Here is a 13,889-nt window from a genome sequence, read left to right as displayed (position 1 = left end):
TAACAACGATGACTACGAATCCTTCAGACATCTTCCAGATTCCAACCGAATTACGGCGTGAGAAACTGAGTTTCTGTCAGAATACCGTCAAAAGTGTGCAGGAATGGTCTGCGGGTCTTTCCATTCTGCAGCTTGGTGATTCTTCAAAAACACTGTTCAATGCTCTGCTCGAAATATCTGAACTGCAATGCCAGGAAACCTTACGTTTTGATCTGATTCAGTCCATCCATCCTATTATTGAAAATATTCTGAGCAGCCTTGAAAAGCATTTTTTCAATCAAGGCTTGATTACCAATGACCGTAATGAACATATCATTGAACTTGCTCTGTTGCTCAGATGCTATTTTGCAAAGATTTATATTGATATAGCCCGTCGCAGCAATTATCAGCTGAATAACAATAAATTTTCATTTTTTGCATTTAATCAGAAAAAAAATCTGCATACAGCCCGTATCGTATCTTCATATTATGCACTTCAGCAGCTGGCTCTTTTACTGTATCAACAACAGATTCAGTACAGTGCGCCATTACCAGGACAGTGGCTGACCATCAATCAGCTTATGGACTGTGCTCTGCAGAACCACTATGACCATACCAATATCAATCAGTTACTGGGCACTCAGCATCAGCTGCAGTCTGTCAATCAGTCCTATGCCCAGCTGATTTTACTTGAAATTTTCAATACCCATCAGATCCGCCCTTCAGAAATTCAGGGACTGTATCTATGCAGTTTTGATTGGGCTAAACTGGTACAGGTACTTCCAAAAGAAACCACGCTTTCACGTTATATTGTCGATACATCAAAAGATCATCCTCCCATTTATAACGCTCACCAGTCAGGTAATTTCCAGCCTGGGATTTATATTTCCACACAGGATCTGCTTGAGCACCTGAACAATGCTCAGGGTAAAAATGGCGAATACCTGTCCAGAAATGAAAAACTGTTCCTGACTCCAGCACTGCATTTTCACATCCATAATCTGCTGACCAACAGCGCTGAGCGACGTCATGAACGTTATGAATATTCTGCACAGCTGAAAATCTGCTTTGGCTTAACTGTTGCGCATTTCTATTTGTCCAAAGGTAAAAATTTCAAAGAAACTTTAGAGCTCGATGCTGGAAACTATCAGTTCCAGAATGAAAGTCATTTCATTAATTCAATGAGTGCCAATATTCCTGTTGAAATGAACACGTCCAGAACACTGGACCGTGAAACCAAACAGATTTACTCCACAGAAGTCCTCGATATCAGTGTAAATGGTTACCGTATCAAATGGACAGGTGCAACACCTAAGAACCTGAAAACCGGTGAATTTATTCTTGTCCAGGAAAATGCGCAGAGTCAGTGGCGAGGTGGTGTCATCCGCTGGATTAAACAGTCTGCAGAGAAGAGCCTTGAGCTTGGACTTGAAATGCTGGCTCAGGATATTTACCCATGCTCAATCTTCGTCAAATCTGACCGGAATCATGGCAATTATCACCCTGCTTTGCTGGTGCAGACCACTCAACTCGATGAAGTCAGCAGCAGCCTGATTCTTCCTGGGCTACAGATGCTTCGCGACAAACAGACCGTAATGCTCAGACTGGGAACAGAAGAACTGAAAGTTTACCTTGTAAAACCCTTACTTATTACTCAAAGCTTTATGCGCTTTGACTTTGAGTTACTGAATGATCAGAAACAATCTGTGATTGATGCTTACATCAGCAAACAAGCCAGTGAAATTAAAAATCAAGATTTATGGGAATCATTGAAGTGAGAAATCCATTACTATCCAAAAAACTGAAACGTACTGAAACACGTTTACTCATTATCGACGATAACCAGATCCGTTATAACAAAATCTGTGAACTGCTACAGGAAAGTGATCATCAGGTACATGCTTATCTGCTTGATGATCTTAAAAATTTTGAAAAACAGCTTCATCTGAACTGGGATTTAATTCTGTTTGGTCAGGCCTATGACCTGAAAGTTGAACAGGCATTACCGCTGATACGCTCATCAAAACAGCCTAATTTACCTTTATTATTATTAAAGCCAAACGACTATGAGGCTGAAAAATACACCTCATATATCAGAAAGGGTGTGTTTGACATTCTGAACCTGGAGTACACAGACCGCTTTTATCTGGGATTGATCCGTGCCCTGTCTTTCAGCCGCCTGCAACAGGCTCAGGAACACCTGATGGAAGAACTGGAAACGGCTCAGACTCAGGCGCAGTCACTTGTTGAAGACAGCCATAAAGCTGTTGCCATCATTCAGGAAGGGATTCATGTCAATGCAAACCCTGAATATCTGGAACTTTTCGGCTTTAAAAATGAAGATGAAATTATTGGTCTGCCATTACTGGATCTTTTACAGCCCAATGATCTGAATGACTTCAAATTACGCTTTAAAAAGATTTCTCAGGGTCAGTTCGATTTAGGCCGTTTTGATATCAGTACTGCAAATGAACTGGTTGCAAGCCATAATCCTCTGAAACTTGAGTTTTTACCGTCTTCTGATGATGATGCCTTACAGATCACAATCGATACCGGCAGCAGTACAGAGTCTGCTTCAGGCACTTCTTCTCCTGATCACGCACAGCAGAAACCAGTCATCTTCCAGCAGATCAACCGAACCGTAACAAAACAACCATCTGATATCAATGCACTGGTTATTTTTTCATTAAACTCATGTCCTGATGAAATTTTCCAGAGTGACTGGCTCACTTCTAAAAACTATTTCAAAAACATGAAAGAGTTTATCAAAGAACAGACCAATGTTCCTTTATTCAGCGTAGATACCTCTGTTGTAGCAGGGCTTTTCCAGGCGGAAAGCAAAGCCCGTCTGGAATCAAAACTGATCGGTCTCAGCTCACTAGGCAAGCCACAACTTCTCAATGTCAATCAGGCAACCTACCCGTTAAATTTAAGAATTGGTTATACCCTGCTGGAATCTGAAATAAAGGATGAACATCAGTTTGAACAGCTGATTGCAAAAGCCTATACAACCGCATTACCGCAGAATCAAGGGTCTGAAGACACACTGAAAATTTCCCTGGATACTTCAGATATTGAACTGTTTGCTCCTCAGGTTCAGCTCACTCCTGCTTCACAGGATTCAACCCTGATCAAATCTTTACGCAGCTGTCTTGAAAAAGGTGATATTCACCTGAAATATCAACAACTGTATGATAAAGAAGACAGCAATTTATATACCTATGAAGTGACCAGTGGCTTCATTTTTGAAAATACATTAAAACCACTTTCAAGCTTAATGGAACTTGCTGAAGACCCAGAACTGTCCATTAAACTTGATCGCTGGATACTGGTGGAATCCTGTAAGCAGCTGCATAACTTTATCACTCAGTATCCTGATGCCAAACTGATCGTTAACCTGAACAAACATGTGTTGTTACAGGACAAAACTTTCCCTGAATTTATCGCAAAACTGATTACGATTATTGGAAGTAAACAAAGCCATCCACTGATTTTACAGTTTGCTGAAGAAGATATTAATCAGCATCAGATTGAAGCACAGAAACAGATTATTCAGTTGAGACAGCATGGTGCTGAAATTGCTATCCGTGATTTTGGTAACTCCATGTACAGTGAGACTATTCTTCAGCAGATCGAAGTAAATTCTCTGACTCTACACAATGCACTGACAAAAATGCTGCAAAGTGAAAAGACAACGGAAGAGTTACAGGAAAAACTGACCCGTTTCAATGAAATTAAACCTGTTCAGATTATGCTGCGCGAACTGAATGATATGACTTTATTCGCCAATGCATGGAACGTCGATGCCCGCTTCATCCAGGGTGATTATTTCCAGAAGAAACTGGATCATTTAATTGATGTACAGGACCAGTAGGTTCTGTACATCTGACACTGAAATTTTTAAATATCTACGTACAGCAGTACTGTTTAAAAATTTCAGACATAAAAAAACGGGCAATTGCCCGTTTTTTACATCCTGATGGATCAGTCGCGTTTGATAGAACGAGACATACCAGCAAAACGCTGTTTGAATTTGTCGATACGGCCGCCAGTGTCAACATTCTTCTGTTTACCAGTATAGAATGGGTGGCAAGCTGAACATACGTCAAGATAAATAGTTTCTTTACCTAACGCAGAACGAGTTTCGATTACGTTACCACATGAACAAGTAGCAACCAGTGTTTCATATTTTGGGTGAATATCGGCGCGCATGGTCGATTCTCCTAAGTTAAGAAAGGTTTCGCTGTCATCGCAATTGATCACTCTCATAAATATGAGGAAATAAGCGCATTATTCAAATGATAAATCCAGAACAATGTGCAGACCAACACCATAACAGACCATTTCTTTTGGCCCACCGAGACGGCTTCCGTCAGAGCTAAGCACAACAAGTGGACAGTATTATACAGCCAATTCCAACAATATGCGAGTAAAACTCACCATCCACCATCATCACTCTGTTCAGTATTCTGCTTTGACCAGTAATTGGCAATAATGCCGCAAACCATCAACTGAATCTGATGGAAAATCATAATAGGCAGAACAATCATACCCAAAGGCTGTCCGGCAAATAAAATCTGAGCCATAGGTACACCACTGGCGAGTGTCTTTTTAGACCCACAGAAAAATACCGTAATCTGATCTTCCCTATTAAAGCCCAGCCATTTTGGAATATACAATGCAAGCAACATAATCACGGTCAGGAACAGCGAACAGATGACCGTTAACAACAGCAGTGTCTGCCAGCTGACCTGATGCCACAAACCTGCCACTACAGCACCACTGAATGCTCCATAGACCACCATCAGAATGGTGCCCTGATCAAATGCTTTTACAATACCCGGAATTTTCACCATATAAGGGAAAACCAGCGGTCTTAACAGCTGACCTGCTATAAACGGCAACAGTAACAGCAAGGCAATTTCCAGGATGGAAGATGTTGCATCGTATTCATGTTTACTCTGTCCAAAAATAAACAGGCTGACCAGTACTGGAGTAATAAACATACCCACTAGATTGGAAAAAGATGCACTGCATACTGCCGCTGCCACATTACCCTTAGCAACTGAAGTAAAGGCAATGGAAGACTGAACTGTTGATGGCAAAAAGCACATGAACAGAAAGCCCCAGTAAAGCTGTTGTCCCAGTAAAGGCTCAATGACAGGTTTCAGCAGTAAACCAATAATGGGGAACACGGCAAAGGTGATGGCAAAGACCACACCATGCAGTCGCCAGTGCAGTATCCCCTGCACAATGGCTTCCCGCGAAAGTTTTGCCCCATGCAGGAAAAACAGTATGGCAATAGCAATATTGGTCACAACCCCAAAAATACTGGCTGCCTGTCCATACACAGGTAAAAATGTTGCCAGTATGACCATCACGATCAACAGAATTGTGAAACGATCAAGTGCAAGTAATTTTAATATATTCATATTCAACATCCTGTCGTGTTTCTGATTTTTCTGAGCAGTAAAAAGCCCAGAAGATGGTTTTACCACAGGGTAAATATTCATCATACTGGGCTGTTTCAATTAAGCTAGTTTCTGAGAAAAATGTTCACTATTTATTTCAGACACTTAAACTTTTACTTAATTGTTCACTTAAATTTAAATCAGACATGCTTAACAGCTGACCTTTTTCAGATCAGTTATTGCGTGCATCCTGATCCTGCTGGATCAATTCCACTTTATATCCATCCGGATCTTCAACAAAAGCAATAACCGTTACACCACCTTTCATAGGACCCGCTTCACGAACGACATTGCCACCACGTGCTTTGATTTCTTCACAGGCTTTATAGGCGTCATCCACACCAACTGCAATATGACCATAAGCATTCCCCAACTCATAATGATCTGTATCCCAGTTATGCGTCAGCTCCAGCACTGTATTGTTTTCTTCATCGCCATAACCCACAAATGCCAGGGTAAAGCGACCTTCTTCATAATCACGTTTACGAAGTAAAGTCATACCAAGGACTTCAGTATAGAACGCCAGTGAGCGCTCCAGATTGCCTACACGTAACATGGTATGCAGCATACGCATAATATTCACCTATCTTGGGTTTAATATTTTAAATTATGGTGTTTTGTGATCACTTAACAGCTTAGCAACCCAAAGCACCAGCAGGAAGATTGGAATTCCCATCAAAAAAGTGATGAAGAAAAAGTTTGAATATCCAAAACTGGTCACAATTGTACCCGAATATCCACCAATCATTTTAGGTAAAAGCAACATTAATGAACTGAAAATTGCATACTGCATCGCTGTAAAAGACACACTGGTCAGACTGGACAGAAAGGCAATAAAGACTGCACCAGCAAGCCCCGATGCCAGATTATCAAAAATAATCCCCATCACCAGCCAGACTTTACTGTAGGGCACAATCACTTTACCTTTCAGTTCCACCTGTTCCGGCTGATCTATATTGACCGATGGAATATCTGCCACAGATAAACGGTACTTTGGCTGTACCTTATTGCTCAGATTCTGATACGCATGCATCTGGGTCAAAGTCTGAACCTGTCCCGCATGCTGATATTCTGCCTGAACGCTGATTTTATCCTGCTGTGCCAGTTGTGCTCCAGGAATGACTGCACTCCATGAACCATTTTCAATTTTAGCATCTACAGCTTCTGCACCCTGAACACTGACCTGAACTTTTTGAACGGTAGCCTGCTGTGGCAAATTCACCAGTGAACCCAGAACAATCACATCTTTTTTCAGTTCATCCTGATGTAACTGATCATCTCCACCAATCGCGCGAACAATAAGCTGTGGCTGAGCACCTGCATGATATACAGAAACCGGAACCGTCAGCACCATTGCCTGATCTGTATCTGAAGGATGTGCCTGAATTTTCAGCTGAGGAGATGCCGCAAAATCTTTTGCATCCACTTTAACATTCCAGTTCCCGACCTCATCAGGATGAACCGTATACTGCCTGGTTCCTGCAGAAAGCTGAACATCATTGATCGTGGAACCCGATTTGACTAACCCGACAAAAATCAGATTCGTACTACTGGCAAGGACAGCCCCCAGCAACATCATTTTCATGACATTGTAGCGCTGTGCCAGCAAACCACCTAAAAAACCACCGAGTATCACAAAAAAGATTGCAAAAAATTTATTGAACCAGGCGATTTCCTCTTTATCAAAATTCAGATCCAGATAAAAAAGATTTGCCATGACACCTGCAACAATATCTGAAATACGATAAAAACCGATCAATAACAGAATTGCCAGGGCTACTTTCAGCCCATAGCGTTTAAAGAAATCCAGAAATGGAGCAACCCATGTATCAACAACAATCTTGCTGTCAACCAAAGGAGTCTGAACCAGCAGCATAACCACAGCCACGGCGCAAAGTACACTTCCTGCAAAACGTATGACCTGAATGACAAAACTCAGAAATGCATCTTCAACAGCCAGCAGACTCAGCCATTGTCCCAGATAAATGAATGCGGTAACAAAAATCCCCGTCGAGACAACAAATACTAAAAATAACTGAAGATATTGTGTACTTTTATAATGATCGCTCTGGCGTTTTACCACAGGTTCATGAATGACAAACGTTGTAATGACACCCACAATCATCAGACCCGCCATGACCAGGTAAGTGGTCTGCCATGCCTGATAAATATAGTTTCCAACAGCAGTTCCAAGCGAGGCTGCAAACAGCAAAGCGCCCAGCTGGGTGATAATAGTGGCAATCCGATAACCTGCGTTATAGGTGGATGCCAGTACTGTCTGCACATCAGGATCATCTGCCAGTTCAATCCGGTAGGCATCCACAATAATGTCCTGAGTTGCGGATGAAAAACCCAGAAATACAGCTGCCATTGCCATAAAAGTCAGGCTGCTGACTGAACCAAAAGCCATCGTGTTCGGATCTGGATTGGTCATTGCCATTAAGCAGATTGCACAGATGACCAGCAACTGAGAAATCAGTAACCAGCTGCGGCGTTGCCCCATCATTTTAGTCAGAAGTGGTATAGGTAATTTATCTATCAGAGGCGCCCAGATAAACTTAAATGCATAGGCCAGTGCCGCCCATGAAAACATGGTAATGGTACTGCGGCTGATACCTGCCTCAGTCAACCAGAAAGACAGCGTAGAGAAGATCAGAAAAATGGGGATCCCCGATGAGAACCCCAGGAAAAGCATAATTAATGCTCTACGATCCAGAAATGCAGTAAAGGCACTTTTCCATCCTTTGGAATGGTCTTTAGATTGAGTTGTCATTACATTATTTTTGTCTAAAAATGAATATGGTTATTCAAACGCTTAATGCAACTGGTTTCAACAATATTTATGAAATGATTATTTTAAATTGCAGATAAATGCAGCATATCGGCTTGAAATTTTCCTTTAAACCTGTATACCTTTAAACTTCAGTCAAAAGCATGTTCCGGATTATCAAACAGTGACCCAAAAACTCGATCAGATTAACTCTTCTTTATCATCCACCACTCAAACATCAGAAAACTCAAAAGATATACAGAACAGTTTACTTTCAGCATTTGATCAAACAGAAATTCAGGCAACGCTGACCAAAACAGGACTTCAGGCTTCTCAACTGACTCATATCCCTGCGCTGGATAAAATTCCTGCGTCCACAAAGCGCATTAAACCACTGAATAATTTTCTGGGCCAGGACCGTGCCCGTGCTTCTGTTGAGGCTGGGATCGCCCTGCCTTATTCAGGTTATAACATTTTTGCAGTAGGCACGGCTGGGCTGGGCAAACGTACAATGGTGAAACGCCTGTTACAGCAACACGCTAAAACCATGCCTACGCCAGATGACTGGGTTTATGTCAATAATTTTAAAAACCCAAGGAAGCCAATTGCGCTGCAACTCCCTGCCGGTCAGGCAACCAAATTTCAGGCACTGCTTCAGCAGTCATGGCAAACCATTCTTAAACAGCTTGAACGTCGCTTTACAGCAGAAATCTATCACAACCGTATAGAGATGATCCGTCAGCAGACAGGTGACGAGCAGCAACTCGCACTGGCGGAACTGACCCGTGAAGGTGAAGAACTTGACCTTAAACTGATTTCCAGTAATGAAGAACACTGTTTTATACCTGTGCATCTGAAAGACGATAAATTTCAGGAAATGTCTCAGGAGGAAATCAATGCACTGAACAGCAAAGAGCGTGCAGAAATTGCATCCAACATGCGCTATATGGACAAAAAACTGGAACGTCTTGGGTTACACCTGGGTGACCTGGAAGATGACGCCCGTGACAAAGTTCAGTTGCTGAACCGTGATATTGCTAAACAGGTAGTCCTGCCTCGGACAGAAGCCATTCTGAATAAATTCAGTGAAGTCAGTGGGCTGAGTGAATATTTAAAGCATTATGCAGAAGACATTATCAATAATGTTGAAATGGTTCTGGAGCAGGAGGAAGATGACTTTACTCCTGGTCTGTTCAGCCGTGTCCCATCGAGATACCAGGCCAACATTGTAGTCACCCATAAGCCAAACTCCGGTGCGCCTGTTATTTTTGAAGACTTTCCAACGCACTACAACCTTTTGGGTCATGTAGAGCAGTTAACTCAGAATGGTACTATTACAACGGATTTTTCTCTGATCCGCTCAGGCACACTGCATAAAGCCAATGGTGGTTTTATGATGCTCGAAGTCGAACAGTTACTTGAACAACCTTATGCCTGGCAGGGACTTAAACGGGCACTCAAATCAGGGCATCTGAAGCTGTCTTCTCTTGAACATATGCTGACACTGACAGGCAGCATTTCGATTGAACCAGAATCCATTCCACTGAATATAAAAGTGGTTTTACTGGCTGAACCAGAAATTTATTATGACATCCTGGAACTTGAACCGGAACTGGGCAGTATTTTTAAAATCCGCGCTGATTTTACAGACACTCTGCAGCGTAATGATGCCAATGAACAGGCATATATGCAGCTGATCGCAGATTATGTCCAGCAGGATAAGCTGCTGCCATTTGACCGTTCAGCACTGGCAGCACTGCTGACTGATTCAAGCCGTCAGGCGGAAGACCAGAGCTCACTGTCACTGCATGCATTAACACTCGGCGATCTGATTCGTGAAGCACACCATCATGCGGTTCAGGCAAATGATAAAATTGTGTCCGACCGTCATATTGATACTGCCCTTGATCATCGTAAATACCGTCTTGGTTATCTGCGTGAACTGTACTGGCAGGATCTGTCCCGTGGCACCCAGCTCATTGAGACTCAGGGACACCGCCTGGGGCAGATCAATGCCCTGTCCGTCATCCATTATGCCGACGTTGAGTTTGGTCTGCCTTCCAGACTGACTGCATCGGTTTATCAGGGGGGTGGCGACATTCTGGACATTGAACGCTCTGTGGAGCTTGGTGGCTCACTGCATGCCAAAGGTGTGCTGCTGATGTCCAGTTTCTTAAAAGCACACTTCGGGCGTGAGCAGATGCTGCATTTTTCTGCGGCACTTGCCTTTGAACAAAGCTATGGTCAGGTCGATGGTGACAGCGCAACAGTCGCTGAGCTTTCAGCTTTAATCTCTGCCATCAGTCAGCTACCGATTGACCAGTCCTGGGCTATCACAGGTTCCATGAACCAGCTGGGTCAGGTTCAGCCTATCGGTGGTGTAAATGCTAAAATTGAAGGTTTCTACGATGCCTGCAAACTGCAGGGACTGACCGGCAAACAAGGGGTGATTATTCCCCGTCAGAACATGCAGCACCTGATGTTACGCAAAGACATCACTGAAATGGTGGAAGCTGGCAAGTTCCATATTCATGCCATTGAAACCATTGATCAGGCGCTTGAAATCCTGATGGCTCGTCCGGTCGGTACTCTGGATAAAAAAGGACGCTATACCAAAGGTTCTGTTTATGCAGCAGTTATGGCGCAGCTGGACTACTGGCAGGCACTTGAAGATGGTGCTGAGATTACAGTCGAGCCTAAGAAAAAGAAGAAGAAAAAGAAAAAAAGTGCAAAGTCAGTGAAAGAAAAAGCTGAAACCACAGATCAGCCTGAACTGTCTGCAAAAGCGCATAAAAACAGATAACTCAGATCGGCAGCATTTAGATTTTCAGGTGCTGCCGAAATGTTCATGTTATTTCAGTCATAAAAAAGCACCTTATAAAAGGTGCTTTTTTACATCATCTGTTACATGACTTACGCTTCAGGCGCTGGGCTATACTGCTCAACCAATGGTTTTAACTCACCATTCTGGAACATTTCAAGCATGATGTCGCTACCACCAATCAACTCACCATTGATCCACAGTTGTGGGAAAGTTGGCCAGTTTGCAATCTGCGGTAAAATAGCGCGGATATCCTGATTTTCCAGAATATTCACATAAGCAAAAGGACGACCAATCTGACTGAGTGCTTCTACTGCGCGCGCAGAGAAACCACATTGTGGGAATTGCGGTGTACCTTTCATATAAAGTAATACAGCATGTTTAGCAATTTGGTCACGAATTAACGCTTCAGTATCACGTGCTTGTTCAGTCATTGAAAAATCCTCAACTAATCTGTCGTGCATTATACCCAAAACTCAACAAAACAGTATCTCTAAAGCAATATTTCCAGTTTTATTTACAATCGGACTTTTATTCCTGGGTATATTTTGCTTATATAGAGTTTGCTGAGCAGACCTGTAAAATATGGCGCTCAGTTCTTTTTTTCAATCCTACTGACAGATAAGAGTTAGTCATGAACAACATTACCCTTGCCCCTGTACAAACTGATCAACCATCACATTTGATGCCTGTATTTGGCCGTCAACCGATCAGCTTTGTCCGAGGACGAGGATCTTATCTCTACACAGCAGACGGTACAGAATATCTGGATGCACTGACCGGTATTGCGGTCTGTGGTCTGGGTCATGCACACCCTGCTGTGACTGAAGCAATTGCTGATCAGGCTGCAACCCTGATTCACACCAGTAACCTTTTTGAAGTTCCATGGCAGACGGCTGCGGCTCAAAAACTGGCAGAAGTTGCCGGTATGGAAGAAGTCTTCTTTTCAAACAGTGGTGCTGAATCAAATGAAGGTGCAATTAAAATTGCCCGCAAATTTGGTCATCTTCAAGGTGTTGCCAACCCTAAAATTATTGTCGCTGACCATTCTTTCCACGGTCGTACCCTGGCAACACTGTCAGCTACAGGCAATAAAAAAGTTCAGGAAGGTTTTGCACCGCTTGTTGAAGGATTTATCCGTGTTCCGTTTGGCGATATCGAAGCCATTGAAGAAGCTGCAATCAACCACCCGGACATTGTTGCCATTCTGATTGAACCGATTCAGGGCGAAGGTGGTGTAAATACTGCACCTCAGGGCTTCAGCTATCTGGAAGACATCCGTCGTATCTGTAATCAGCACAACTGGTTAATGATGCTGGATGAAGTTCAGACCGGTAATGGCCGTACAGGTAAATTTTTTGCCTACCAGCACACCAGTATTGTTCCTGATGTAATCTCTACAGCCAAAGGACTGGGAAATGGTTTCCCGATTGGTGCTGTCATGACTCAGGGACGCGGTGTTGGTGTACTGACTGCCGGAAATCACGGTTCCACCTACAGTGGCACAGCACTGGGTTCACGTGTGGTTTACACTGTAATTAATACCATTCAGAAAGAGCAGCTGGTTGAAAATGCAGCCTCAATGGGTGCTTACATCGTTAATCAGTTTAAAGAACAGCTGGCTGATCTGAATGTCACTGTCCGTGGCTTTGGTCTGATGATCGGCATTGAACTGCCAAAACCATGTGGTGAACTGGTCAATATTGCCCGTGACGAATACAGACTGATTCTGAATGTAACTGCTGGCTCAGTCATCCGTCTGCTGCCACCACTGAATATTGATAAGGCTCAGGCTGATCAGCTCATTGAACGCGTTGTTGAAATGGTGAAAAAGTTTCTTGCCTGAAACTTTTTCCTGGTTTAAAAACACGAAAAGCCGCTTTTAGCGGCTTTTTTTCATATTACGGGCTTTTATGAAGCTTCTTGGTATATTCTGCCACCTGGTAGCTGGCAAAAATATTGTTTTAATGCATCCAGGCAACGATGCACTTTCATCGGTTGCTGTTCGCTTTTTGAAGTAATGGCGTACAAAGTGAAAGTTGGCAGTTTCCACTCAGGCAGGACTTCCATCAATGATCCATTGACTAAATCTTTCTGTACATCCAGATATAAAATACGGGCTATACCATGTCCATGCAGACATAATGATTTTGCAACCAGTACATTATTTGTGGTCAAACGTGTGTTCATTTCCAATGAAACCGCTTCAGCTGTTACACCGTGAGTAAATGAAAAATGTTGATAATTTTTCATCAGATTCACAGGAATCAGATCATGATTTTTTAAATCTTCCGGACGCGAAACCGGAGCTGACTGATTCAGATAACTTGGTGAAGCGACCAACACCTGCTCCACTCTCGCAAGCGGAATAATATTCAGGTTACTGTCTTCAATTTTTGAACTCATTCTCAGTGCAATATCAATGCGTCCCTCAATCAGGTCAATATACTGATTGTCTGCTTCGATCTGTACTGAAAGACCACGATGAGCCTGCATCCAGTGAGACAGTGCAGGTACAACATGATTTGCACCAAGTTCTGGGGTCGTTGCAATCCGTAGATCACCTACAAGGTCATCACGTAATTCATTAATGCGTATTTTTCCACGCTCAGCAGCAGCCAGCATTTCCTTGCAGCTATGAAAAAAGGCCTGTCCTGCTTCTGTCAGACTCAGCTTACGTGTGGAACGATGCAGAAGTGTGACTTCCATCTCCTGTTCCAGTGAACGTATCTGCTGACTTACAGCACTTGTAGTAATACCCAGTTCGCGGGCAGCACCACTGAACGAACTTTTTTCAACTACACAGGCAAATACTCCCATTGCCCGAAGTTGATCTAACATAAATTTC

Annotated in this window: 10 protein-coding genes; 4 read left to right on the top strand and 6 right to left on the bottom strand. The window is 42.9% G+C overall.

Annotated features, from left to right (window positions below):
- The first annotated feature begins 8 nt into the window (after nt 1-8).
- Both CDG61_RS06880 and CDG61_RS06875 read left to right on the top strand, forming a co-directional pair.
- On the top strand, nt 9-1,757 hold the full coding sequence (locus tag CDG61_RS06880; RefSeq protein WP_087550317.1) for a GTPase: 1,749 nt from the start codon (nt 9-11) through the stop codon (nt 1,755-1,757).
- A complete protein-coding gene (locus CDG61_RS06875) occupies nt 1,739-3,853 on the top strand; it encodes an EAL domain-containing protein (RefSeq protein WP_087550318.1) in 2,115 nt (704 codons plus the stop codon). Before CDG61_RS06880 ends, CDG61_RS06875 begins: the two co-directional genes overlap by 19 nt.
- Nucleotides 3,854-3,963: 110 nt before the next feature.
- Here the strand turns inward: CDG61_RS06875 and rpmE are convergent, their stop codons facing one another.
- The 4 genes from rpmE to CDG61_RS06855 all read right to left on the bottom strand — a co-directional run bounded on the left by rpmE (nt 3,964) and on the right by CDG61_RS06855 (nt 8,223).
- Nucleotides 3,964-4,191: a 50S ribosomal protein L31 gene (gene rpmE, locus CDG61_RS06870; RefSeq protein ID WP_087511415.1), complete on the bottom strand. Its 228-nt coding sequence runs from the start codon at nt 4,189-4,191 to the stop codon at nt 3,964-3,966.
- A 224-nt stretch (nt 4,192-4,415) separates the two neighbouring features.
- Nucleotides 4,416-5,411, bottom strand: coding sequence for a bile acid:sodium symporter family protein (locus CDG61_RS06865; RefSeq protein WP_087511709.1), 996 nt, complete (start codon nt 5,409-5,411; stop codon nt 4,416-4,418).
- 211 nt (nt 5,412-5,622) lie between these two features.
- Nucleotides 5,623-6,024 (bottom strand): lactoylglutathione lyase, encoded by a 402-nt coding sequence (gloA, locus tag CDG61_RS06860; protein ID WP_087511413.1) that lies wholly within the window; start codon nt 6,022-6,024, stop codon nt 5,623-5,625.
- A gap of 33 nt (nt 6,025-6,057) precedes the next feature.
- The gene (locus CDG61_RS06855) at nt 6,058-8,223 is read right to left on the bottom strand and encodes an AmpG family muropeptide MFS transporter (protein ID WP_087550319.1); all 2,166 of its coding nucleotides are present in this window, start codon (nt 8,221-8,223) and stop codon (nt 6,058-6,060) included.
- A gap of 181 nt (nt 8,224-8,404) precedes the next feature.
- Between CDG61_RS06855 and CDG61_RS06850 the strand changes: the two genes are divergently transcribed.
- Nucleotides 8,405-11,023, top strand: coding sequence for a Lon protease family protein (locus CDG61_RS06850; RefSeq protein ID WP_087550320.1), 2,619 nt, complete (start codon nt 8,405-8,407; stop codon nt 11,021-11,023).
- A 110-nt stretch (nt 11,024-11,133) separates the two neighbouring features.
- Here the strand turns inward: CDG61_RS06850 and grxD are convergent, their stop codons facing one another.
- On the bottom strand, nt 11,134-11,475 hold the full coding sequence (grxD, locus tag CDG61_RS06845) for a Grx4 family monothiol glutaredoxin (protein ID WP_087511409.1): 342 nt from the start codon (nt 11,473-11,475) through the stop codon (nt 11,134-11,136).
- A 200-nt stretch (nt 11,476-11,675) separates the two neighbouring features.
- Here grxD and CDG61_RS06840 point away from each other — a divergent pair, with 200 nt between their 5' ends.
- Nucleotides 11,676-12,887 carry an aspartate aminotransferase family protein gene (locus CDG61_RS06840; protein WP_087550321.1) on the top strand — a complete coding sequence of 404 codons (1,212 nt, stop codon included), beginning with the start codon at nt 11,676-11,678 and terminating at the stop codon, nt 12,885-12,887.
- Nucleotides 12,888-12,952: 65 nt separating this feature from the next.
- Here CDG61_RS06840 and CDG61_RS06835 read toward each other — a convergent pair whose 3' ends face one another.
- Entirely contained in the window at nt 12,953-13,882 is a 930-nt protein-coding gene (locus CDG61_RS06835) for a LysR family transcriptional regulator (RefSeq protein ID WP_087550322.1), read from the bottom strand.
- Nucleotides 13,883-13,889: the final 7 nt, after the last annotated feature.

Source organism: Acinetobacter sp. WCHAc010052 (assembly GCF_002165295.2).
Taxonomy (GTDB): Bacteria; Pseudomonadota; Gammaproteobacteria; order Pseudomonadales; family Moraxellaceae; genus Acinetobacter; species Acinetobacter chinensis.
This window is presented reverse-complemented; position numbering and strand designations above follow the sequence as displayed.

Bases quoted from the DNA above. Each gene is read 5' to 3' on its own strand.
- CDG61_RS06880 (WP_087550317.1), top strand. From the start codon at position 9: ATGACTACGAATCCTTCAGACATCTTCCAGATTCCAACCGAATTACGG.
- CDG61_RS06875 (WP_087550318.1), top strand. From the start codon at position 1,739: ATGGGAATCATTGAAGTGAGAAATCCATTACTATCCAAAAAACTGAAA.
- rpmE (WP_087511415.1), bottom strand. From the start codon at position 4,191: ATGCGCGCCGATATTCACCCAAAATATGAAACACTGGTTGCTACTTGT.
- CDG61_RS06865 (WP_087511709.1), bottom strand. From the start codon at position 5,411: ATGAATATATTAAAATTACTTGCACTTGATCGTTTCACAATTCTGTTG.
- gloA (WP_087511413.1), bottom strand. From the start codon at position 6,024: ATGCGTATGCTGCATACCATGTTACGTGTAGGCAATCTGGAGCGCTCA.
- CDG61_RS06855 (WP_087550319.1), bottom strand. From the start codon at position 8,223: ATGACAACTCAATCTAAAGACCATTCCAAAGGATGGAAAAGTGCCTTT.
- grxD (WP_087511409.1), bottom strand. From the start codon at position 11,475: ATGACTGAACAAGCACGTGATACTGAAGCGTTAATTCGTGACCAAATT.
- CDG61_RS06840 (WP_087550321.1), top strand. From the start codon at position 11,676: ATGAACAACATTACCCTTGCCCCTGTACAAACTGATCAACCATCACAT.
- CDG61_RS06835 (WP_087550322.1), bottom strand. From the start codon at position 13,882: ATGTTAGATCAACTTCGGGCAATGGGAGTATTTGCCTGTGTAGTTGAA.